This is a genomic window from Alphaproteobacteria bacterium (assembly GCA_020638555.1).
GTDB lineage: Bacteria > Pseudomonadota > Alphaproteobacteria > Bin95 > Bin95 > JACKII01.
The window spans coordinates 694309-715120 of the sequence record JACKII010000002.1; the positions used below are offsets into that span (position 1 = coordinate 694309).

Here is a 20812-nt window from a genome sequence, read left to right on the forward strand (position 1 = left end):
GTTTCGTTCGGACGGGTGCGGCAGGTGCAGCGGGTATTGATCATCAAGCTTTCGGCGCTGGGCGACTTCGTGCTCAGCATCGGGCCGATGCAGGCGATCCGCGCCGCCCATCCCGAGGCCGCCCTGACCCTGCTCACCACCAAGGGACTGGCGGGCCTGGCCGAGGCGACGGGCCTGTTCGAGGCGATCTGGCTCGACGAGCGGCCGAAGCTGTGGCGGCCGGACCGGGTGCTGGCGCTGCGCCACCGTCTGCGCGCGGGCCGCTTCGACCGGGTCTACGACCTGCAAACCTCCCGCCGCACCGATTCCTATTACCGGCTGTTCTGGCCGGGGCCGTGGCCGGAATGGTCCGGCACCGCGCCCGGCTGCTCGCACCCGGACACCAACCCCGAGCGCGGCCGGCAACATCCGGTGGAAACCCAGCGCGGGCAACTGGCCGCCGCCGGCATTGCCGATGTGCCGCTTTCCGATCTCTCCTGCTGGCAGAGCGATATCTCCGGCCTGAACCTGCCGGCGGACTATGCCGTGTTGCTGCCCGGCGGCGCGCCGCACCGGCCGGAAAAGCGCTGGCCCGCCGGGCGATTCGCGGAACTCGCGGTGCGATTGGCTGAAACGGGCCTCACCCCCGCCGTCGTCGGCGGCCCGCCGGAAACCGAGGCCGCCCGCGCGATCAGCGCGGTTTGCCCGCAGGCGCTGGATATTGTCGGCCGGACCAGCCTGCTCGACCTTGCGACGGTGATGCGCGGCGCCCGGCTGGTGGTCGGTAACGACACCGGCCCGATGCACATTGCGAGCCTCTGCGGCTCGCCCTGCGTCGTGCTGTTCGGCCCGGATTCCCGCCCTGTCCTCTCGCGCCCGCGCGCCCATCCGGGCGGCCCGGAACCGGTCATCCTGGACGCGGCCAACCTCGCCGACCTGCCGGTGGACACCGTTTGGCGGGCGGTGCCAGCGTCTGCCATCCCTCGCCCAGGTGATGAGCAGCCGAATCCCGAAGCCGGCCAGGCCGATTGAGCCCGGACACAGTACCCTCCGTCCGGCGAGGTTCTGCCATCCTTTCGGTTGCCGTCAGGCGGCGTATTTCCGCCTGCGCTGACCTATCAGAAGAACCGCAACTCCGCCCGCCATGCCATAAAGACTGCCGGCAACCGGAACGGCGTGCTTGCCCTGAAAGCCAATTTTTAGGGATTGGAAGCGGTAAACCGGCAGCGCACCGCCCAGGTCCGGGTAGGCCTTGGCGGTATATCGGGTCAGGAATAGGTCGCTGTGCGGCCCCACCCGGTGCGGGACGACCTGACGTTGAAAGTTCGACTGGGTCCTTCCGGATAACGCAGCGACATCGGCCGCGTTCCACACATTGCCGAAGCTGACCGAGTTTCCGGGGATTTCGACACCGTGCGGTGCGGTCTGGTGAACGAAGGTTCCGTTCAGCGTCATGGTCTCGCCCAGGGCGCCATTGAGGACGACCTCGCAATTCTCGATCCGCCAATGGGTTCCCGCGTAGTCGCAGCTCGTCTCGTACCGATACGATCCTGCCGCACCGGTCACCGGCCGTGCGGTGGTGAGGGCTAACTCGTATGTCGCGAGGAACAGAGTGTCCTGGTCCGTTGTCGGGGGGATATAGACTCCCGTCCCGACGGTGGCCGGCATCGGAACCGCCCCGGCGGCCAGTGGCAGGGCCAGAATCGAAGCCAGTACCAATCCGCGGCTGATCTTGGGCAATCGGGAAGTCATATCGCTTTCCTTTTCGTCTCTGAACTCCAATTTTTCGACGTTAACGGTAAAATAATACCACGTCAGTCATCCAAATTCAGCCGAATAGCGTAAAACTCCGGCCGAGCACGTGCAGCGTCCCTGCGTTCTGACGTGCGGGATTTCGGCCGAGGCGAGCCCGCCGCCCGCCGTTAGCGACATCCTGCGCGAACTGGCCCCCTTGCCCCGCTAGTCGGCCGGCAGCAAGTTAGGGCCCGCTGCCGCCCTGTTCGCGCGGCAGAAGTACGACTGGAGTCAACCAAATGCCGGATACACAACTCGCACAGGTCACCATCACGTTGCCCGACGGCGCGACGCGCACCTATGCGACCGGCACTACCGTGGCAGAGGTCGCCGAGAGCATTTCGAAGTCGCTCGCCAAGCGGGCCATCGCCGCGAAGATCGACGGCCAGGTCCGCGACCTCGCCACGCCGCTGGACCGCGATGCCGCCGTCGCCATCCTGACCCGCGACGACGCGGAGGCGCTGGACCTGATCCGCCACGACGCCGCCCATGTCATGGCGGAGGCGGTGCAGGCCCTGTTCCCCGGCACCCAGGTCACCATCGGCCCGGCGATCGAGCACGGCTTCTATTACGACTTCGCGCGCGAGGAGCATTTCACGCCGGAAGACCTCGACGCCATCGAGGCGAAGATGCGCGAGATCATCGCCCGCGACGAACCCTTCGTGCGCGAGGAATGGGACCGCGACGCGGCCATCCGGCATTTCGAGGCCATGGGTGAGACCTTCAAGGCCGAGCTGATCCGCGATCTGCCCGAAAGCGAGACCATCTCGATCTATCGCCAGGGCGCCTGGCACGATCTCTGCCGCGGCCCGCACCTGCCATCCACCGGCCATGTCGGCAACGCCTTCAAGCTGCAACGCCTGGCCGGTGCCTACTGGCGCGGCGATGCCAAGCGCGAGCAGTTGCAGCGCATTTACGGCACCGCCTGGCGGAACGAGAAGGAGTTGAAGGCCCACCTGACCATGCTGGAGGAGGCGGCCAAGCGCGACCATCGCCGCCTCGGCCGCGAGATGGACCTGTTCCATTTGCAGGAGGAGGCCGTCGGCAGCGTCTTCTGGCACCCGAAGGGCTGGACCGTCTACCGCCTGTGCGAGGAGTATATGCGCGGACGCCTGGAAGACGGCGGCTATGTCGAGGTGAAAACGCCCCAGTTGATCGACCGCGTGCTGTGGGAGCGCTCCGGCCACTGGGAGAAGTTCCGCGAGAACATGTTCATTGCCGAGGCGGACGAGTCGCGCATTCTGGCGGTGAAGCCGATGAACTGCCCGGGCCATGTCCAGATCTTCAACCAGGGCCTGAAAAGCTATCGCGACCTGCCGCTGCGCATGGCTGAGTTCGGCTCGTGCCACCGCAACGAGTCGTCCGGCTCCATGCACGGCATCATGCGCGTGCGCGCCTTCACCCAGGACGACGCCCACATCTTCGCCACCGAGGACCAGATCACCGACGAGACCCGCACCTTCTGCGAGCTGTTGCTGTCGGTCTACAAGGATTTCGGTTTCGAGGACGTGGTGGTGAAATTCTCGGACCGGCCGGATATCCGCGCCGGCTCGGACGCCACCTGGGACAAGGCCGAGAACGCACTGCGCGAGGCCATCGAGGCCGTGGGCCTGCCCTACACCATGAATCCCGGCGAGGGCGCTTTCTATGGGCCGAAGCTGGAATTCGTGCTGAAGGACGCCATCGGCCGCGACTGGCAGTGCGGCACCTTCCAGGTCGATTTCGTGCTGCCGGAACGGCTCGATGCGAACTATATCGGCGAGGACGGCGAGAAGCACCGGCCGGTGATGCTGCACCGCGCCATCCTGGGCTCGTTCGAGCGGTTTATCGGCATCCTGATCGAGAACTATGCCGGCCGCTTCCCGCTCTGGCTGGCGCCGGTGCAGGCGGTGGTGGCGACCATCACCAGCGATGCCGACGCCTATGCGGCGGAGGTCGCCGCCGCCTGCCACAAGGCCGGGCTGCGCGTCGAGACCGATCTGCGCAACGAGAAGATCAACTACAAGGTGCGCGAGCACTCGGTGACCAAGGTCCCGGCCATGCTGGTGGTCGGCAAGCGCGAGGCGGAAGAGGGCACCGTCGCGCTCCGCCGCCTGGGCGGCAAGGCGCAGGAGGTGCTGCCGCTCGCCGACGCCATCGCCGCGCTGGTGGCCGAAGGCACCATGCCGGGCGGGGAAGGGTGAGCGGATGAAGAAACGCACCGGGACTCCGTGGAAGCCGGCCGGCGAGTATTCCAAGGACCTCGGCGGCCTGACGGTCAACCTGCTGGTGCGCGACATGCCGCGGGCCACCGCCTTTGCGCGCGCGGTGTTGCAGGCGAGCGTGGTCTACGAGGACCCGGACTTCGCCGCCCTGGAGGCGTGCGGCGCCAAATGGTGCCTGCACGCCGACCACACCTACAACGACCACCCGCTTTCCGGCTCGCTGGCCGAGACCGAGATCCGCGGCATCGGCGCCGAACTGCGCCTGCTCGGCCTCGACCCCGACGCGGCCGAGGCGCGGGCACGGGCGGCGGGCTATGAGGTGCTGGCCGGCTCGCTCGACAAGCCGCACGGCATGCGCGAGGCCTATCTGCTGGACCCGGATGGCTATCTCTGGGTCCCGAGCGTCACCCTCTGACCATGACCGAGGGCGAGGGCGCGCCGGCGGAGGACGCCGGGCCGAAAAAGTGGAATGTGCGCAATGTGATGTCGTGGGGCGTGATCGTGGGGCCGGCGGTGCTCTACGGCTATAATCGCGTGTTTCCGCCAGCGGATGGCGCGGGCGACATTGATTTCATGGTCTATGTGATCGGAGGCGGCATCGGCGGCGCGCTCGCCTTCACCGCCATCGCCGCGATTCGCAACGCGCTGGTCAAATAGCCACCGGCACGCACCGCAATAGCCCCACACCACGAGAGTCTGGCATTTCCCGGCCGCCGCGGAGCGGCGGGCCGGGATCGGTGTCTTCGTGCGAACACCGCCCTCGCCGGCGTTCGCGAGATACGGCGGCCCCGGATGGCGGCTCCGCCCCCTCCGGGGTGCAGGCCCACGTTGGGTTTGCGGCCCCTATCCTTGCGGCCGGCGCGCATCATAAGAGTATGGCGTTTCCCGGCCGCCGCGGAGCGGTGGGCCGGGATCGGTGTCCTGCATCGAACACCGCCCTCGCCGGTGTTCGCCCACCGCAGGAGACCCCGGATCGGCGCTTCGCACCGTCCGGGGATGCTCGGGGATGGTTTTGAGGGGCTCGCCCGGCCCTTGCGGCAGGCCGTCGTCATAAGAGAGCTTTCCCGGCCGAGCCGGAGGCGAGCGCCGGGATCTCCCGCGTTCGCGAAGACCGTTTCGAGCCGGTGTCCGCCCACCGCAGGAGACCCCGGATCGGCGCTTCGCATCGTCCGGGGATGCTCGAACGCGCGGGCGCATCATCCGGAGGCGCATCGTTCGGTCCCGGAGGGCGGCTCCGCCCCCTCCGGGGGCTTGCCTAGTACCCGACCCGCCGGCCCTGGTCGACCGCATAGCGCTCTTCCAGCTCTTTCACCCGGTCCATGCCCAGCAGGTCGAAAAATTGCTGGAAGCTGGCCAGGCTGTTGGCGACGGCCTTGGCCTCGCCGGTCTCCTTCAACGTGCGCAGCATGGCCTGTGCCGCCGGGATCGCCGCCAGCATCACGAAATTCGGGTAGATGCAGACCGAAAATCCCAGCGCCTGCATCTCGTCCGCCGAGAGAAACGGCGTCTTGCCGCTGCTCGCCATGTTGTAGAGCAGCGGCGTGTCCGGGAACTGGCGGCAGGCCTCGGCCAGTTGCTTGCGTGAGGTCATGGCCTCGATGAACAGGACGTCGGCGCCGGCCTCGCGATAGGCGTGGGCGCGCTCCAGCCCGGCCTCGAACCCTTCCACCGCGATGGCATCCGTGCGGGCGATCAGCACGAAATCCCGGTCGTGGCGGGCGTCGCAGCCGGCCTTGATGTGTGCCACCATGTCGGCGGTCGGGATCACCGCCTTGCCCGCCAGGTGGCCGCAGCGCTTGGGCCAGACCTGGTCCTCGATATGCACGCCGGCCACCCCCGCCCGCTCGTAGGACTGCACGGTGCGGCGCACGTTGAGCGGGCCGCCATAGCCGGTGTCGGCGTCGGCGATCAGCGGCAGTTGCCTTCCGTCCGGCGCGATGCAGGCGTCGGCGATGCGGCCGGCATTGTCCACCATCTCGCTCATGGTCAGGAGGCCCACATCCGGCCAGCCCAGGCGCGAGGCGCTGGTGCCGGCACCGGTCATGTAGACCGCGTCGAAGCCCTCGGCCGCGACCACCCGCGCCCAGGCGGCATCGACGACGCCCGGCACCTGCGTCAGCTTCGGGTCGGCCAGCAGGCGGCGGAGGGCGGCGGTGGGACGGTCGGCCATGGCGGCGGTTTCCTTTGCGGCTCGGGACGCTTGTGCCTAGACTAGCCAAAACCGCCGCCCTTGCCACCAAGGACGAGACCCCGCATGAGCGCCGACCTGAAACCGGGCGATCCCGTCATCGTCCGCAACGACGTCCCGAACGGCCATTGCCGCACGCCGCACTATCTGCGCGGCCACCGGGGCGAGATCGTGTCGATCCTGGGCACGTTCCCGAACCCGGAGCAGATCGCCTATTACCAGAAAGGCGACCCGCTGGTGCTGTACGAAGTGCGCTTCGCGTCGGCCGAGGTCTGGGGCGACTATGCGGGTTCGCCGAAGGATTCCATCCTGGCGGACATTTACGATCACTGGCTGGAGCCGGCCCATGGCTAGCACGCATGACCATCACGACCATCACCACGGGCACCATCACGACGACGACCATGCCCGCACCTTCCAGCCGGACCATCCGGACACGGAATACGACGTGCTGGAGCAGGCGCTGCGCGAATTGTTGATCGAGAAGGGCCTGCTGACCGCCCGGCAGATCCAGCAGCAGATCGACAGCATGGACAGCCGCGGCATCGAAAACGGCCAGGAACTGGTCGCCCGCGCCTGGACCGACCCGGCCTACAAGGCCCGCCTGATCGCCGAGCCCATGGCGGTGATCCGGGACATGGGCATTGACATGGAACACCAGCCGGAAGTGAAGGTGGTCGAGAACACCGACGCCGTGCACAATGTCATCGTCTGCACGCTCTGCTCCTGCTATCCGCGCTCGGTGCTGGGCATTCCGCCGGCCTGGTACAAGAAAAAGGCGTATCGCGCCCGTGTGGTCGTCGAACCGCGCCAGGTGCTGCGCGAGTTCGGCACCGACCTGCCCGACACGGTCGAGGTGCGGGTGCACGACTCCACCGCCGACCTGCGCTATATCGTGCTGCCGCAGCAGCCGGCCGGCACCGAGGGCTGGAGCAAGGACGCCCTCAAGCCGCTGGTGACCCGCGACGCCCTGATCGGCGTCGCCCCGGCCCGCTTGCCCGCTGCCTGACGGAGAGACCCATCGCATGACTGGGGAGACTTTCGACCCCGCCTCCTATCTGGCCGGGCTGGAGGATGCCGCGCGCGTGATCCGGGCGCCGATGCCGCATGGCGGCAGTATGGTCTGGCACCAGTGGGGCGCCGGCCGGCCGGTGTTTCTGATGCACGGCTCGTTCGGCGCCTGGACCCACTGGACCAAGAATATTCCGGCGCTGGTGGCGGCCGGCTATCGCGTCATCGCCGGCGACACGCCGGGCCTTGGCGACAGCGACCCGCCGCCCGACGACTGGGACATTTACAGTATCGGCAAGCTGGTCGCCGGCGCGATCGAGCACGCGCTGGCGCCGGGTGAGCGCTTTCACCTGGCGGGTTTCTCGTTCGGCGGCATTGTCGGCGGGCAGGCGGTGCAGGCGCTGGAGGACCGCTGCGACGGTTTCATCGTCGTCGGCTCGAACGCGCTGGGCGTGCGCCTGAACGAGGCGCGCCCGGACCTCCGCAAAATGCGCTCGACCATGACGCCGGAGGAGATGTTGCACGTCCACCGGCACAATCTGGGCGTCATCATGTTCGGCGACCATGGCCGCATCGACCCGCTGGCGCTGCATATCCAGCAGCGCAACACCCGCAAGGCGCGCATTCGCAGCAACACCATCCCGCGCGGCGACAGCTTGGCGACGGTGCTGCGGTCGATCCGCGTGCCGGTGACCGGCATTTTCGGCGAGAAGGATGCCACCGCCGGCCCCTATATGCAGGACCGCCGCGACGTGTTCGAGCCGCTGCAGCACTGCCGCGGCTTCCACTTGGTCGAGGGCGCCGGCCACTGGGCCCAATACGAGCGCCCCGACCTGGTCAACCCGCTGCTGTTGCAGGCTTTGGCGCGGTAGGGCCGGTTGCCGCTTCGAGGCTCGCTCACGCTCGCACCTCAGCGTGAAGGGGGGCGGGCGGGGCATGGGCCCGCCTGCGCGGGAGAGGGCGGTGATCATCTGTGCCGCGGCTGCGAGACACCCGCGACCGAGCGTTCCCGGACGCTGCGGAGCGGCGATCCGGGATCTCCCGGCCCGGAGGCACCCGGCGGCCGACGGCGTTCCCCGTCTGGAGGTCCTGGCTCAAGGCCGGGACAGTTCGGAAGTCAGGGGCCCTCGGCATGAGCCCCTCCCGCCTGCGCGGAGCCCTGGGGCGGGTGGCGGTTGCGCCGTGCTGCGGGACGGTGGCGTTCCCGGCGCTGGTCGGCTGGCGATCCGTTCGCCCGGAGGCTCCGGCGGCCGGCGGCGATCCCCGTCATGGAGGTCCCGGAGGACCCCGGAGTTCAATCAGGGGCCCCGGCAATCCCCCGCCTTTGCGGGAGAGGGGGCTGGATTGCTTCCCCCGGCGCAAGGCCGGGGTCGCAATGACGGTTTCGGGATGTGCCCGCCGGTTCTTCGCCACCGCCCTGACGGGCCATTCCCCGCCGTCACGTGGCTCTCTTCCGCCCCGTCCGATCCATGCCTGAGCGTTCCCGACAAAGTCCGGACCCCGTGAGGAGCGCTCCGGCATGGGCTCTCGCCTGCGCGGGAGAGGGGGCGGTGATCTGTGCCGCGGCTGCGAGACGCCCGCGACCGAGCGTTCCCGGACGCTGCGGAGCGGCGATCCGGGATCTCCCGGCCCGGAGGGCTCCGGCGGCCGACGGCGTTCCCCGTCTGGAGGTCCCGGCTCAAGGCCGGGACAGTTCGGAAGGCAGGGGCCTCGGCATGGGCTCCCGCCTGCGCGGGAGAGAGGGGCGAGGGCGTGTTCAACACGCCACCGCCAGCATCGTTACCCCGCGCGCTTCCAGGTGGTGCCACCGGCGCCGTCTTCCAGCACAATGCCCTCCATGGCGAGCGCGTCGCGGATGCGGTCGGCCTCGGCGAAGTTCTTGGCCTTGCGCGCCGCCTGCCGGTCGACGATCAGTGCTTCGATCCGGGCGGCCTCGCCCGCGTCGACGGCGCCGCCGAACCATTCCGCCGGGTCCTGGCCCAATAGCCCGAGTTGCGCGCCCGCCGCCAGCAGCACACCCTTCAGCCGCGCCTGCTCGCCGGCATGGCCCGCCGCAGCACCCAGGGCGCGGGCGATGCCGTGCACCTCCGCGAACGCCTTCGGCGTGTTCAGGTCGTCGGCCAGCGCGGCCAGGAAGCGACCGAAGTCCGGGTCGTCGTCCGCCACCGGGGTCGCCTCCACAGCGGACACGTCGCGCAGCAGGCCATAGAGCCGGTCCAGCGTCGTCTTCGCCTGGGTGACGCCGTCGGCCGTCCAGTCCAGCGGCTGGCGGTAGTGGGCCGACAGCAGCACGAAGCGCAGCACCTCCGCCGGGTGCTGCTCCAGCAGGTCATGGACCAGCAGCACATTGCCGACGGACTTGGCCATTTTCCGGCCTTCCACCTGCACCATGCCGTTGTGCACCCAATAGCGCGCATACTGCTTGCCGTGATGGGCGCAGGTGCCCTGGGCGATCTCGTTCTCGTGGTGGGGGAAGACCAGGTCGTTGCCGCCGCCGTGAATGTCGATGGTCTCGCCCAGATGGGTTTCCGCCATGGCCGAGCATTCGATGTGCCAGCCCGGCCGGCCGCGGCCCCAGGGCGACTCCCAGCCCGGTTGCGTCGCGTCCGACGGCTTCCAGAGCACGAAGTCCGCCGGGTCGCGCTTGTAGGGCGCCACGTCGATGCGGGCGCCGGCGATCATGTCATCCATGCTGCGGCGCGAGAGGGCGCCGTAATTCTGGTAGGACGGCACGTTGAACAGCACATGCCCCTCGGCCTCATAGGCGTTGCCGGCGGCGATCAGGGCCTGGATCTGGGCGATGATCTGCGGGATGTGCTGGGTGACGCGCGGCTCCACCGTCGGCCGCAGAATGCCGAGCGCGTCGGTCTCGTCCTGGTAGATCTTGATGAATTTCTCGGTGATCTGGCCGATGGGCACGCCCTGGTCGGCGGCGGCGGCGTTGATCTTGTCGTCCACGTCGGTGAAATTGCGGACATAGACCACGTGCGCCTTGCCATAGACGCGGCAAAGCAGGCGGTAGAGCACGTCGAACACCACCGCCGGCCGGGCATTGCCGATATGCGGGTAGTTGTAGACCGTGGGTCCGCAGACATAATAGGTCACCCGCTCCGGATCCTGCGGGACGAACCGCTCCTTTTTCCGTGTCAGCGTGTTCTGCAGATAGATGTCGGTCATCGGTCGGGCCCGGTGTGCGAACGGTGGCGGGATGGATGGGCGGCGTCGGCATGGCTGCCCCGGCCGCCTCCGGTGTCCTCGCGCAAATGTGAGACCCGCACCCTCCCGTTTGGTGCTGGAATGTCAAGAGGCAGTCCTGCTTCCGGTCCGGTTGCGCCGACCGTCCCTGTCCGGCCTGGGCGGGAGGACCGGAGCGTCAGGGCGGCCAATGGAGGGATTACGATGTTGAACGCCCGATTTTCTGCCTGGTTGGAACCGTTTTGCGCGCGTCTCGGCGTGATGGTGGGGCTTTGGGCGCTGCTGGCCGCCGTCGTCGGCATTGCGCTCTGTGTCGCGGACCCGCAGTCGGCGAGCTCCGGGCCGGCCGTGGCGGGCACCTTGGTGCAGGATGACCAGCCCGACGGTTAGCGTTATGGTGGGCGCGTCGTCCCGCAATCCGTGAGCGTTCCCTGCATGCCCGGCAATGATCTTCGCGCGAACGGCGCGCGTTTCTGGCAGACCGTTGAAGCCTCGGCCCAAATCGGCGTGGGAGTGGCCGGCGGCCTGCGCCGGCTGGCACTCACCGACAGCGACCGCGACATGCGCAACCTGTTCCGCCAGTGGTGCGAGGCGGCGGGCTGTCGCGTCACTGTCGACCGCATGGGCTCCATGTTCGCCCGGCGCGAGGGGCGGGAGGATCTGCCGCCGGTGCTGGTCGGCAGCCATCTGGACACGCAGATTGCCGGCGGGCGCTATGACGGCATTGTCGGCGTTCTGGCCGGCCTGGAAATCCTGCGCACGCTGAACGATCGCGGCCTGGTCACCCGCCGGCCGATCGAGGTGGTGAACTGGACCAACGAGGAAGGCGCCCGCTTCCAGCCGCCCATGGTGGCGGCCGGCGTGTTTGCCGGCGTCTACGACCTGGACTGGGGCCTGTCGCGCCCGACCCGCGATCCGGAGCCGGGCGAGGGCCGGACCCTGGGCGAGGAGTTGCAACGCATCGGCTATGCCGGCGAGGCTCCGGTGGGCGGCCGCGACGTGGACAGCTATTTCGAACTGCATATCGAGCAGGGGCCGGATCTGGACCGGCTGGGCGTGCAGGTGGGCGTGGTCACCGGCGGCTATGCGGTGCGCGGCCTGCTGGTGCGCATCCGGGGCGAGACCGCCCACACCGGCCCGACGCCGATGCCGCGCCGCCGCAATGCCCTGGTCGGCGCCGCCCGCATGATCGCGGCGGCCGACGACGTCGGCTGGGATTATGCCGGCAGCGACGGCAAGGTGACCGCGGCCCGCCTGACCGTGTCGCCGAACCTGGCCGGTATTCTGTCGGACCGGGCCGAACTGACCCTGGACCTGCGCCATCCGGACCGGGCCCAGGCGGACGCCATGCTGGCAGCGGTGGAACGCGGCCTCGCCCAGGCGGCGCGGCGCGCCCAGGTGGACTATGACATTGCCGAGCGCTGGGTGTATGGCGACGAGGTGTTCGATCCCGACTGCATCGGCCGGGTGCGCGCCGCCGCGGCAGCGCTGGGAGTCTCGCACCGCGACATGCTGAGCCAGGCCGGCCATGACGCCTATCACATGGCGTCGCGCTACCCGACCGCCATGGTGTTCTCGCCCTGCGGCGACGGCATCACCCACAACGAGGCCGAAAACACCACGCTGGAGGCGCAATTGCCGGCGGTCGACGTGCTGTTGAATGCCGTGGTGGCCCGGGCAGACCGGTAGGGAGGACAAACACGGATGACTTTGCAACCGCAACACTTTCTGGTCGAGACCGACTGGCTGGAGGCGCATCTGGGCGATCCGGGGCTGCGCGTGCTCGACTCGACCATCGCCATGACGCGCCAGCCGGACGGCGGCTGGCAGCCCACCAGCGGGCGGGACGGGTTCGAGAAGGGGCATATTCCGGGCGCCCAGTTCGTCGACCTGATGACGGAGTTGCAGGACCGCACCAGCCGGTTCGCCTATGCGCTGCCCACGGTGGCGGACTTCGAGGCCAAGGCCTCGGCCCTGGGCATCGGCCCCGAGACCCAGGTGGTGATCTACACCGCCGCGGTGCCGTGGTGGGCGACGCGGCTCTGGTGGATGTTCCGGGTGTTCGGGCACGAGCGCGTGGCGGTGCTGAATGGCGGCCTGGGTAAGTGGCAGGCGGAGGAGCGGTCCTTGACCGCCGCGAGCGCCGCCTATCCGCCGGCGGACTTTCGCGCCGCCTTCCAACCCGCCCTGGTGGCGGACAAGGCGCAGGTGCTGGCGGCGGTCGAAAGCGGGCAGGGTTGCGTGCTGAATGCCCTGTCGCGGCAATTGTTCACGGGCGAGAGCGACCTCGGCTATGCCCGGCCGGGGCGTATTGCCGGCAGCGAATTGCTACCGACCCTGGGCTTCATCGACCAGAAGACCGGCGCCTATCGGCCCGATGCGGATCTGGCCGCGGCGGCGGACGGGCTCGGCCGTGGCAAGGACGCGGAGATCATCAGCTATTGCGGCGGCGGCATCGCGGCCACCATGAACGCCTTCGTGCTGATGAAGCTCGGCTACCGCAAGGTCAGCGTCTATGACGGCTCGCTTGCCGAATGGTCCGCCGATCCCGCCATGCCGATGGAGACCGGCGAGCCCGGCTGACGGGGATTGGGAAGGGGGGATCGGCCTAGCCGTCCGCCAGGATCATCTCGTCGATGATGCCGAGGAACAGGCCGTGCTCGACCACGCCCGGCAGCAGCGCCAGTTCGGCGGCCAGGCTTTCCGGGTCGTCGATTGTGTCGAACGGGCAGTCGAGGACGACATTGTTCTCGTCGGTGCGGAATTCGGCACCGCCGGCGGTGCGGCGCAACAGCGGCTGGCAGCCATGGGTGGCGATGCGGCTGGCGACGAAGGGAGCGGCGAACGGGATCACCTCCACCGGCAGCGGGAAACGCCCCAGCGTCTCGACCCGCTTCGAGGCGTCGGCGATATAGACCACCCAGTCGGAGGCCGACGCGACGATTTTCTCGCGCAGCAGCGCGCCGCCGCCGCCCTTGATGGCGCGGTTCTCGCCGTCCACCTCGTCCACGCCGTCGACACAGAGGTCGATATGCCGGCCGTTGTCGAAGCCGACCTCGTCCAGGCCGATCACCGGAATCCCCAGGCTGTTGGCCAGTTTCGCCGTCGTCTCGCTGGTGGGAACGCCGCGCACGCGCAGGCCCTGCTGCACCCGCTCGCCCAGCAGGCGCACGAACCAGGCGGCGGTCGAGCCGGTGCCGAGGCCGAGCGTCATACCGTCCTTGACCAGTTCGACGGCCTTGCGGGCAGCCTCGCGTTTCTGAGCGTCGGCGGGGGAAAGGGTCATGGCGTGGGGCTCCGGCGGGGGCGGGCAAGGTCTGGTTGTACGTAGTGCGGGGCGGGCGATCTGAAAACGTGGCCAATGGTGCCGGCCGCCCGGAGCGGGGCTCTGGACGATCGGGACAATATCGTGCTCACTCGTCCGAATATCGGTTCCCCTTTACGCGATCACACGAGGAAACGTCCCATGGCCGCCAAGCCCGACCTGCTGCAAGTCGCCCAGATTCCGCCCTTTCTGATGGAGCGGTTGCAGCAAGAGTTCACGATCCACGATTTCGTCAACCCGGCCGACCCGGACGCGCTGTTGGAGCGGATCGGCTCGCGCATTCGCGGCATCATTGCGGGCGGCACCAAGGGGCCGAACGCCAACCTGATCAACGCCCTGCCGAACCTCGAAATCATCTCGTCCTTCAGCGTCGGCTATGACGCGACGGATGTGGTGGCGGCGCAGTCGCGCGGCGTCATCGTCACCCACACGCCGGAAGTGCTGACCGGCGACGTGGCCGATCTCGCCATGACCTTCATCCTGATGATCACCCGCCGCATCGGCGAATCCGAGCGTTTTCTGCGCCAGGGCAAGTGGTTGCAGGGCCGGATGGACCTGGGCACGACCGTGAAGGGCAAGCGGCTCGGCATTCTGGGGCTCGGGCGCATCGGCAAGGCCGTGGCGCGTCGGGCCGAGGCGTTCGGCCTGCACATCCAGTATCACGACATCAAGCCGCTGGGCGACCTGGCCTACCGCTCCTATCCGACCCTGCTGGACCTCGCGCGCATGAGCGATATCCTGCTGGTCACCTGCGAGGGCGGCGAGGCCAACCGCGGCCTCGTCAATGCCGAGGTGCTGGATGCGCTGGGGCCGGAGGGCTTCCTGGTCAACACCGCCCGCGGGCCGATCATCGACCAGCCGGCCATGGTCAAGGCGTTGCAGGAGGGCCGGATTGCGGGCGCGGCGTTGGACGTGTTCGACGGCGAGCCGGAGGTGCCGGCGGCGCTGATGGCCATGGAAAACGTTGTCCTGACCCCGCACATCGCCAGTTCCACGCACGAGACGCGGCGGGCGATGGGCGATCTGGTCTACGACAATCTGAAGGCCCATTTCAGCGGCAAGCCCGTGCTGACACCGGTGCCGCCCCAGGTCTGAGCCCGGCGGCCGCTCCCGTCTCTTTCGGCCGCTCTGCCGTTCCCCACCACCCGGTTTGCCCGCTTCCCCGGCCTTGAGCCGGGGCCTCCGGCCGAGGCTATCGCCCGCAATGGGAGCCTTACCGGGAAGTCTCAGGCATGGGCTCCCGCCTCCGCGGGAGAGGGGAGGGGAGGATAAGGCGGAGGTGGCGGGCCTCTTGCCCCGCCCGGCGGTTCATGCCGTAATGCGCGTCAACCATAACCATCCAACGAGGACGCCCCATGACCCTATCCAGCGTCTCCGACGTAGACGCGTCGAGCCCGAAACATCTGGCCGACCGATACGCCATTGCCGGTGTCGGCGAGACCGCCTTTTCCCGCGGCGGCCTGTTCCGCACCACCCGCGCCATGGCGACGGAGGCCATCTCCAAGGCCCTGGCCGACGCCAACATGACCGCCGACGATGTCGATGGCATGCTGAGCTATTCCAGCGGCGACAGCACGTTCTCGCCCTTCATCGCCGGCGATCTGGGCATCCGCCTGAATTTCTACATGGACGTGTTCGGCGGCGGCTCCTCGACCGAGGCGCTGATCGGCATCGCCATGGGCGTGATCGAGGCCGGCATGTGCAAGTCGGTGGCGATCTTCCGCTCCATGAACGGCTTCAGCCAGGTGCGCATCGGCGGCACCGGCGCCCGCTCGGCCGTGCCGGTGAAGGGCGACGAAATGCACTCCCGCGCCTATGGCTGGCAGGCGGCGGGCCAGATGTTCGCCCCCACCTTCATGCGCCACATGTACGACTACGGCACGACGCCGGAGCAGGTGGCGATGGTGAAGGTCACCCACTCGCAGCATGCGGCCCGCAACCCCAAGGCCTATTACAAGAACATCGTCACCGTGGACGACGTGCTCTCCAGCCGCTTCATCGTCAAGCCGCTGCACCTGCTGGATTGCTGTGTCGAGACCGACAACGCCACCTGCATCATCGTCACCCGCGCCGACCGCGCCCGCGACCACCGCGCCGGCCCGCACGCGCTGATCCGCTCGGTCGTCGGCCGGTGCTGCAAGCCGCGGGTCGACATGCACTACCAGTACGGCCCGATCAGCACCGTCGCCGGCCACTATGCCAAGGATATCCTGTGGGCGAATGCCGGCCTGGGGCCGGACGACGTGGACGTGACCGGCGCCTATGACGCCTTCACCTTCACCAGCATGTTGCAGCTGGAGGATTACGGCTTCTGCAAGAAGGGCGAGGGCGGGCAGTATGTCTCCGACGGCTCGATCCGGCTGGGCGGCAAGCGGCCGAACAACACGTCGGGCGGCCATCTCTGCGAGGGCTACACCCACGGCATGAACATGGTGATCGAGAATGTCCGCCAGATCCGCGGCGAGATCGACGACGCCTGCCCGATGGGGCCGGACGGCAAGCGCATCCACACCCACGACTATTCCGAGAGCGGCTCCTGCCGCCAGGTTCAGGACGTGGAGGTGACCGCCAATCTGGGCTGGGCCATGCCCGGCACCGGCTCGGCCATGGTGATGGTCAAGGGCTGAGGCGAGAGAGAGGGAACAAGGACAATGCCTGGACAGATTACCGCCGACCATCTCGGCATGACGCTCACCGTCGACGAGCAGGATCACGAGAACCGCGAGTATTTCGCCTATTGCGCCAAGGGCGAGTTCCGCCTGCAACGCAACCCGAAAAACGGCCTGCTGCGCTATCCGCCGACCACCCGCTGCCCCTGGACCGGCGATGCCGAGGCCGAATGGGTGCCGGTGGAGGGCAAGGGCACGGTGTATTCCTATAACGAGGTGCACCACGCCATCCAGCCGGCCTTCAAGGCGGTGGCGCCCTATATGTTGCTCTTGGTCGAACTCGACACCCAGAAGGGCCAGCCGAGCGAGGTCGAGGGCCTGCGGGTCGCTGGCAACCTGGTCACGGCGGATGGCGAAATGGCGCCGCCGGAAATGGTCAAGAAGGTGGGCATCGGCAGCCGCATGCGCATGGTGCTGAAAAAGCTGAACGACGACATCGCCCTGCCCATGTGGACCCTCGACGAGGACGCCGACCAGCCGGAGAAGCCCTGGCGCTATCCGCAGGAATAGGCCGAGCCGAAGCTCCAAGCCAGCTTCCCCGGAGGCGGCGAAGCGGCCATCCGGGGCCTCTTGCGAGGTGCGAACACGGGCGGGGTCGGTGTTCGAATGCCGAAGCCGATCCCGGCCCCCGGCTCCGCGGCGGCCGGGACATGTTCTCGCTCGTGGTGTTTGCAGGCCGCAGGGCCGGGGGAGGACGCAAACCCGAAACCCTCAGCGTCCCCGGAGGCGGCGAAGCCGCCATCCGGGGTCTCTCGCCGCGTTCGAACACAGGCGGGGTCGGCGCTCGAATGGCGCTGCCGAGCCCAGCGGCCTCCGCTCTCAGCGGCCCTTGAATTCGGGCTCGCGCTTTTCGGTGAAGGCGCGGGGGCCTTCCTTGGCGTCCTCGGTCTGGCCGATGACCCAGCGCATGGTGTCGCCGAAGCGCAGGGACTGTTCCAGCGTCTGGTCCAGGGCCGCCGTGGCGATCTCCTTGACCGTGCGGACCGCGAGCGGCGCATGGCCGGCGATGCGCGCCGCCAGTTTTTGCGCCGTCGGCATGAGGTCGTCGACCGCCACCACCCGGCTCACCAGGCCGGAGCGGAGCGCCGCCTCGGCGTCGATGCGGTCGCCGGTCAGCAGCAATTCCATGGCCATGGATTGCGGGATGGCGCGGACGATCCGCTGCGGCCCGCCGCCGCCGGGGAAGAAGCCGCGCACGATCTCCGGCAGGCCGAATTGCGCCGCGGTCGAGCAGATGCGGATATCGCAGGCCAGCGCCAGCTCCATGCCGCCGGCCAGGCAATAGCCGTCGATGGCGGCGATCAGCGGCTTGGCGACCTTGAGCGTCGACCAGCGTGCGTCCGGGTCCGGCGCCAGCACCGCGGCCGGGGAACTGTCCTCGGCGCGGGCGCCGCCGCTCGCCGCCCGCTGCTTCAGGTCGGCGCCGGCGCAAAACGTGCCGCCCGCACCGGTGACGATCGCCACCCGGATATCCGGATCGGTCGAGATCTGCTGCAGGTGCCGGCTCAGGCGCTCGCGCATGTCCGCCGTCATGGCGTTGCGCTGGGCCGGCCGGTTCAGGGTCAGGGTGGCGACGTGGTCGGTCACGTCGAACAGCAGGTCATCGCTGGTCATGGGGTCCTCCGTCCGTGCCGTGGTTCCCGAGGCTCACCGGCGTTGCAGCATGAACACCGCCTGCTCGCCGAAAATGTTGGCGCGGCGACTGGTGACCGGGTCCGGCGAGGGCTTGCCCTTGGCATTGAGCACCACCGCCCGCTCGATATTCAGCCCCACGATTTCGACCAGGTCGAGGAAGTCGCGGATGGTGCAGAAATGGATGTTCCGGGTCTCGTACCAGGGCTGGTTCAGCGCTTCGGTAATCGGCATGCGCCCGTTCAGCAACAGGGACAGGCGGATGCGCCAGTGGCCGAAATTCGGGATCGAGACGATGACGCGGTTGCCGATACGCATCAATTCCTCCAGCACCGCCCGCGGTTGCTCGACCGTTTGCAGCGTCTGGGTCAGGACCACATAGTCGAAGCTGTCGGTCGGGTAGAGCGACAGGTCGCGGTTCGCATCGCCGCGGATCACCGAAAGACCGGCGGCCACGCAGTGATTGACCTTGGCGCGGCGGATTTCGATGCCGCGCCCGTCCACGTTTTTCTCTCGGACCAGATAATCCAGGAGCGCGCCGAAGCCGCAGCCGATATCCAGCACGCGGGTGCCGGGCGCGATCCAGTCGGCGACGATTTGCAGGTCCGGCCGGATGGCCGAAGTCGGATCGATCATGTCCCCGCGTCCCGCCCTGCCGGTCCCTTGGGCGGTAGCCCGCGCGCCCGCGCGGCGCCGTCGATGAAGCCCTGCAATGTCCGGAACATTTCCGGCTCGTCCAGCAGGAAGGCGTCGTGGCCCTTGTCGCTCTCGATCTCGACAAAGCTGACCGGCGCGCCGGCGGCGTTGAGGGCGTGGACGATGGCGCGGCTTTCCGAGGTGGGAAACAGCCAGTCGCTGGTGAACGAGACCAGGCACATGCGGGTCTTGCAGCCCATGAAAGCCCTGGCCAGCGAGCCCTCGCCATGCTCCGTCGCCAGGTCGAAATAGTCCATGGCGCGGGTGATGTAGAGATAGGAGTTGGCGTCGAACCGGTCGACGAAGGTCGAGCCCTGGTGGCGCAGATAGCTCTCCACCTGGAAATCGGCGTCGAAGCCGTAATTGAGCTTGTCGCGGTCCTGCAGGGAGCGGCCGAACTTGCGGTGCAGCGCCGGCTCGGACAGATAGGTGATGTGCGCGGTCATCCGCGCCACCGCCAGGCCGCGGCGGGGCAGCTTGTCGTAAAGCTGATAGTCGCCGTTGCACCAGTCCGGGTCGGCCATGATCGCCTGCCGCCCTACCTCGTGAAAGGCGATGTTCTGGGCGGTGTGATGGGCCGCGGTGGCGATGGGGATGGCGCTGAAGACGCGGTCCGGATAGGCCGCGACCGCCTTCAGCACCTGCATGCCGCCCATGGAGCCGCCGATGGCGCAGAACAACTGGCCGATGCCCAGATGGTCGACCACGCGCATGCAGCCGCGGACCATGTCGCCGATGGTGATGACCGGGAAGGCCAGGCCGTAGGGCTGGCCGGTGGCCGGGTTCAGGTCGGCCGGGCCGGTGGAGCCCATGCAGCCGCCCAGCACGTTGACGCAGATCAGGAAAAACCGGTCCGTGTCCAGCGGCAGGCCGGGGCCGACCAGGGTTTCCCACCAGCCGGACTTGCCGGTCAGCGGGTGATCCTCGGCCGGGAACTGGTCGCCGGTGAGCGCGTGGCAGATCAGGATGGCGTTCGACTTGTCCGCGTTCAGCTGGCCGTAGGTCTGGTAGGCCAGCGTGACGGGCGCCAGGTCGACGCCGCAGTCGAGGGGTAGCGGATCGGAGGCGTCCAGGCGCAGGGCATGGCCCGGCAACGGCCGGTCGCCGTTGCGGGCCGCCACGGGCACGGTCGCCGCGAAGGATGGGGGGGAGGAGGTCGGTTCCAATGTTGCCTTTGATTTCGGCTCGTGGCCGCTCTATGTCTAGACGCCTGTGCTGGCGATCCGCCATCGCCCGGGCAGCATCGCCAGACCCCTATATAGTCCAGAGTTGCCGAATGTCCCAAGCTTCCTCGGATCTTGCCAACCGCCGGGCGGAGATCGACCGGATCGATCGCGAGATGCAACACCTTTTGCAATCCCGTGCCAAGGTGGTTCAAGGGGTGTTGCGCGCAAAAAAGGCCGCAACCGCCGCCGGCGAGATTACGCCGCCCTTCCGCCCGGGGCGCGAGGCAGAGGTTTTGCGCGGCCTGCTGCAACGCCATGAGGGCGATTTCCCGCCGGCCAGCCTGCTGCGAATCTGGCGCGAGATCATGTCCGGCGCAACCCGAATCCAGGCCGTGCAGCGAATCGCGGTGGTCGGGCGCGGCACCGAATGGGACCTGGCGCGCGATCATTTCGGCCTGGGCGCGGAATTCGACACCGTGGCCGATCCGGCCGCGGCCTTTGCCGCGCTGCGCGAGGGCGCGGCGGCGGCGGTGGTTGCCATGCCCTCGGCGCAAGGGCCGGGTGCGTGGTGGCGCGGCTTGTTGCAGGGGCCGAGCGTCCGAGGGCGCGCCGCAGGTCGTGGCGCGCCTTCCGTTTTTCCGGGCCGGTACCGAAGGCGAGGCTCTGGTGCTGACGCCGTTCGCGCCGGATGCGAGTTCGCGGGACCGCGGCGTGCTGGGCTTGACTCTGGACGCCGGCGGCGCTGCGGTGGCGGCCATGGGCGCGCTGGAGGCGGCGGGCTTTCGGCCCGTCGGTGCGCCGCTGGTGGCCGGCTGTCATGTCTGGGCCGAGGTCGAGGGCCTCGTGGACGCGGACGCGCCGGCGCTGCGGGCCGTGGCTGCGACCCCAGGGATGGTCGATGTTCGCATTCTGGGCGGCTATGCCGTTCCGCTGGCCTAACCTCCCGCTGGGAC

General features: G+C 68.5%; 21 protein-coding genes and 1 pseudogene. 15 read left to right on the forward strand and 7 right to left on the reverse strand.

Annotated features, from left to right (window positions below; genetic code table 11):
* Positions 1-24 precede the first annotated feature (24 nt).
* The gene (locus tag H6844_09045; protein ID MCB9929546.1) at positions 25-1011 is read left to right on the forward strand and encodes a glycosyltransferase family 9 protein; all 987 of its coding nucleotides are present in this window, start codon (positions 25-27) and stop codon (positions 1009-1011) included.
* A gap of 54 nt (positions 1012-1065) precedes the next feature.
* Here the strand turns inward: H6844_09045 and H6844_09050 are convergent, their stop codons facing one another.
* Complete coding sequence (locus H6844_09050) at positions 1066-1731, reverse strand: hypothetical protein (protein MCB9929547.1); 666 nt, start codon at positions 1729-1731, stop codon at positions 1066-1068.
* 281 nt (positions 1732-2012) lie between these two features.
* On the opposite strand from H6844_09050, the gene thrS reads away from it, so the two are divergent.
* Genes thrS through H6844_09065 form a run of 3 tightly spaced genes read left to right on the forward strand, consistent with a single transcriptional unit; the run spans position 2013 to position 4634 of the window.
* Positions 2013-3956, forward strand: a complete 1944-nt coding sequence (thrS, locus tag H6844_09055; protein MCB9929548.1) for a threonine--tRNA ligase — start codon at positions 2013-2015, stop codon at positions 3954-3956.
* Positions 3957-3960: 4 nt separating this feature from the next.
* Positions 3961-4392 (forward strand): hypothetical protein, encoded by a 432-nt coding sequence (locus H6844_09060; protein MCB9929549.1) that lies wholly within the window; start codon positions 3961-3963, stop codon positions 4390-4392.
* 2 nt (positions 4393-4394) lie between these two features.
* Positions 4395-4634: a hypothetical protein gene (locus tag H6844_09065; protein MCB9929550.1), complete on the forward strand. Its 240-nt coding sequence runs from the start codon at positions 4395-4397 to the stop codon at positions 4632-4634.
* Between the two features lie 598 nt (positions 4635-5232).
* Here H6844_09065 and H6844_09070 read toward each other — a convergent pair.
* Positions 5233-6147: an oxaloacetate decarboxylase gene (locus H6844_09070; GenBank protein MCB9929551.1), complete on the reverse strand. Its 915-nt coding sequence runs from the start codon at positions 6145-6147 to the stop codon at positions 5233-5235.
* An 84-nt stretch (positions 6148-6231) separates the two neighbouring features.
* On the opposite strand from H6844_09070, the gene H6844_09075 reads away from it, so the two are divergent.
* Genes H6844_09075 through H6844_09085 form a run of 3 tightly spaced genes read left to right on the forward strand, consistent with a single transcriptional unit; the run spans position 6232 to position 8048 of the window.
* Positions 6232-6519 (forward strand): nitrile hydratase subunit beta, encoded by a 288-nt coding sequence (locus H6844_09075; GenBank protein MCB9929552.1) that lies wholly within the window; start codon positions 6232-6234, stop codon positions 6517-6519.
* Positions 6512-7174 (forward strand): nitrile hydratase subunit alpha, encoded by a 663-nt coding sequence (nthA, locus tag H6844_09080; GenBank protein ID MCB9929553.1) that lies wholly within the window; start codon positions 6512-6514, stop codon positions 7172-7174. Before H6844_09075 ends, nthA begins: the two co-directional genes overlap by 8 nt.
* A gap of 16 nt (positions 7175-7190) precedes the next feature.
* The gene (locus H6844_09085; GenBank protein ID MCB9929554.1) at positions 7191-8048 is read left to right on the forward strand and encodes an alpha/beta hydrolase; all 858 of its coding nucleotides are present in this window, start codon (positions 7191-7193) and stop codon (positions 8046-8048) included.
* Positions 8049-8955: 907 nt separating this feature from the next.
* Here H6844_09085 and H6844_09090 read toward each other — a convergent pair.
* Entirely contained in the window at positions 8956-10353 is a 1398-nt protein-coding gene (locus H6844_09090; protein ID MCB9929555.1) for a cysteine--tRNA ligase, read from the reverse strand.
* 222 nt (positions 10354-10575) lie between these two features.
* On the opposite strand from H6844_09090, the gene H6844_09095 reads away from it, so the two are divergent.
* The 3 genes from H6844_09095 to H6844_09105 are packed head-to-tail and all read left to right on the forward strand — an operon-like array spanning position 10576 to position 12954.
* Positions 10576-10761, forward strand: coding sequence for a hypothetical protein (locus H6844_09095; GenBank protein ID MCB9929556.1), 186 nt, complete (start codon positions 10576-10578; stop codon positions 10759-10761).
* Between the two features lie 45 nt (positions 10762-10806).
* Positions 10807-12060: a Zn-dependent hydrolase gene (locus H6844_09100; GenBank protein ID MCB9929557.1), complete on the forward strand. Its 1254-nt coding sequence runs from the start codon at positions 10807-10809 to the stop codon at positions 12058-12060.
* A 15-nt stretch (positions 12061-12075) separates the two neighbouring features.
* Positions 12076-12954 carry a sulfurtransferase gene (locus H6844_09105; protein MCB9929558.1) on the forward strand — a complete coding sequence of 293 codons (879 nt, stop codon included), beginning with the start codon at positions 12076-12078 and terminating at the stop codon, positions 12952-12954.
* 25 nt (positions 12955-12979) lie between these two features.
* On the opposite strand, the gene rpiA is transcribed toward H6844_09105, so the two are convergent.
* The gene (rpiA, locus tag H6844_09110; GenBank protein ID MCB9929559.1) at positions 12980-13657 is read right to left on the reverse strand and encodes a ribose-5-phosphate isomerase RpiA; all 678 of its coding nucleotides are present in this window, start codon (positions 13655-13657) and stop codon (positions 12980-12982) included.
* Between the two features lie 180 nt (positions 13658-13837).
* On the opposite strand from rpiA, the gene H6844_09115 reads away from it, so the two are divergent.
* The 3 genes from H6844_09115 (at position 13838) to H6844_09125 (ending at position 16875) form a co-directional block, all read left to right on the forward strand.
* Positions 13838-14791: a 2-hydroxyacid dehydrogenase gene (locus H6844_09115; GenBank protein MCB9929560.1), complete on the forward strand. Its 954-nt coding sequence runs from the start codon at positions 13838-13840 to the stop codon at positions 14789-14791.
* A 260-nt stretch (positions 14792-15051) separates the two neighbouring features.
* On the forward strand, positions 15052-16323 hold the full coding sequence (locus H6844_09120) for a hypothetical protein (GenBank protein ID MCB9929561.1): 1272 nt from the start codon (positions 15052-15054) through the stop codon (positions 16321-16323).
* 24 nt (positions 16324-16347) lie between these two features.
* A complete protein-coding gene (locus H6844_09125; protein MCB9929562.1) occupies positions 16348-16875 on the forward strand; it encodes an OB-fold domain-containing protein in 528 nt (175 codons plus the stop codon).
* A 309-nt stretch (positions 16876-17184) separates the two neighbouring features.
* Here the strand turns inward: H6844_09125 and H6844_09130 are convergent, their stop codons facing one another.
* The 3 genes from H6844_09130 to H6844_09140 are packed head-to-tail and all read right to left on the reverse strand — an operon-like array spanning position 17185 to position 19820.
* The gene (locus H6844_09130) at positions 17185-17979 is read right to left on the reverse strand and encodes an enoyl-CoA hydratase/isomerase family protein (protein ID MCB9929563.1); all 795 of its coding nucleotides are present in this window, start codon (positions 17977-17979) and stop codon (positions 17185-17187) included.
* A gap of 33 nt (positions 17980-18012) precedes the next feature.
* The gene (gene metW / locus H6844_09135) at positions 18013-18633 is read right to left on the reverse strand and encodes a methionine biosynthesis protein MetW (GenBank protein ID MCB9929564.1); all 621 of its coding nucleotides are present in this window, start codon (positions 18631-18633) and stop codon (positions 18013-18015) included.
* Positions 18630-19820, reverse strand: a complete 1191-nt coding sequence (locus H6844_09140) for a homoserine O-acetyltransferase (protein ID MCB9929565.1) — start codon at positions 19818-19820, stop codon at positions 18630-18632. Before H6844_09140 ends, metW begins: the two co-directional genes overlap by 4 nt.
* Before the next feature lie 14 nt (positions 19821-19834).
* Between H6844_09140 and H6844_09145 the strand changes: the two are divergent.
* Positions 19835-20248: pseudogene (locus H6844_09145) on the forward strand (chorismate mutase).
* Between the two features lie 229 nt (positions 20249-20477).
* Positions 20478-20798, forward strand: coding sequence for a hypothetical protein (locus tag H6844_09150; GenBank protein ID MCB9929566.1), 321 nt, complete (start codon positions 20478-20480; stop codon positions 20796-20798).
* The last annotated feature ends 14 nt before the right edge of the window (positions 20799-20812 follow it).

What these genes read in the sequence shown, in the direction of transcription:
- thrS (MCB9929548.1), top strand. Translation starts at nt 2,013, where the DNA reads ATGCCGGATACACAACTCGCACAGGTCACCATCACGTTGCCCGACGGC.
- H6844_09105 (MCB9929558.1), top strand. Translation starts at nt 12,076, where the DNA reads ATGACTTTGCAACCGCAACACTTTCTGGTCGAGACCGACTGGCTGGAG.
- H6844_09060 (MCB9929549.1), top strand. Translation starts at nt 3,961, where the DNA reads ATGAAGAAACGCACCGGGACTCCGTGGAAGCCGGCCGGCGAGTATTCC.
- H6844_09100 (MCB9929557.1), top strand. Translation starts at nt 10,807, where the DNA reads ATGCCCGGCAATGATCTTCGCGCGAACGGCGCGCGTTTCTGGCAGACC.
- nthA (MCB9929553.1), top strand. Translation starts at nt 6,512, where the DNA reads ATGGCTAGCACGCATGACCATCACGACCATCACCACGGGCACCATCAC.
- H6844_09115 (MCB9929560.1), top strand. Translation starts at nt 13,838, where the DNA reads ATGGCCGCCAAGCCCGACCTGCTGCAAGTCGCCCAGATTCCGCCCTTT.
- H6844_09070 (MCB9929551.1), bottom strand. Translation starts at nt 6,147, where the DNA reads ATGGCCGACCGTCCCACCGCCGCCCTCCGCCGCCTGCTGGCCGACCCG.
- metW (MCB9929564.1), bottom strand. Translation starts at nt 18,633, where the DNA reads ATGATCGATCCGACTTCGGCCATCCGGCCGGACCTGCAAATCGTCGCC.
- H6844_09050 (MCB9929547.1), bottom strand. Translation starts at nt 1,731, where the DNA reads ATGACTTCCCGATTGCCCAAGATCAGCCGCGGATTGGTACTGGCTTCG.
- H6844_09085 (MCB9929554.1), top strand. Translation starts at nt 7,191, where the DNA reads ATGACTGGGGAGACTTTCGACCCCGCCTCCTATCTGGCCGGGCTGGAG.
- rpiA (MCB9929559.1), bottom strand. Translation starts at nt 13,657, where the DNA reads ATGACCCTTTCCCCCGCCGACGCTCAGAAACGCGAGGCTGCCCGCAAG.
- H6844_09065 (MCB9929550.1), top strand. Translation starts at nt 4,395, where the DNA reads ATGACCGAGGGCGAGGGCGCGCCGGCGGAGGACGCCGGGCCGAAAAAG.
- H6844_09090 (MCB9929555.1), bottom strand. Translation starts at nt 10,353, where the DNA reads ATGACCGACATCTATCTGCAGAACACGCTGACACGGAAAAAGGAGCGG.
- H6844_09130 (MCB9929563.1), bottom strand. Translation starts at nt 17,979, where the DNA reads ATGACCAGCGATGACCTGCTGTTCGACGTGACCGACCACGTCGCCACC.
- H6844_09075 (MCB9929552.1), top strand. Translation starts at nt 6,232, where the DNA reads ATGAGCGCCGACCTGAAACCGGGCGATCCCGTCATCGTCCGCAACGAC.
- H6844_09125 (MCB9929562.1), top strand. Translation starts at nt 16,348, where the DNA reads ATGCCTGGACAGATTACCGCCGACCATCTCGGCATGACGCTCACCGTC.
- H6844_09120 (MCB9929561.1), top strand. Translation starts at nt 15,052, where the DNA reads ATGACCCTATCCAGCGTCTCCGACGTAGACGCGTCGAGCCCGAAACAT.
- H6844_09095 (MCB9929556.1), top strand. Translation starts at nt 10,576, where the DNA reads ATGTTGAACGCCCGATTTTCTGCCTGGTTGGAACCGTTTTGCGCGCGT.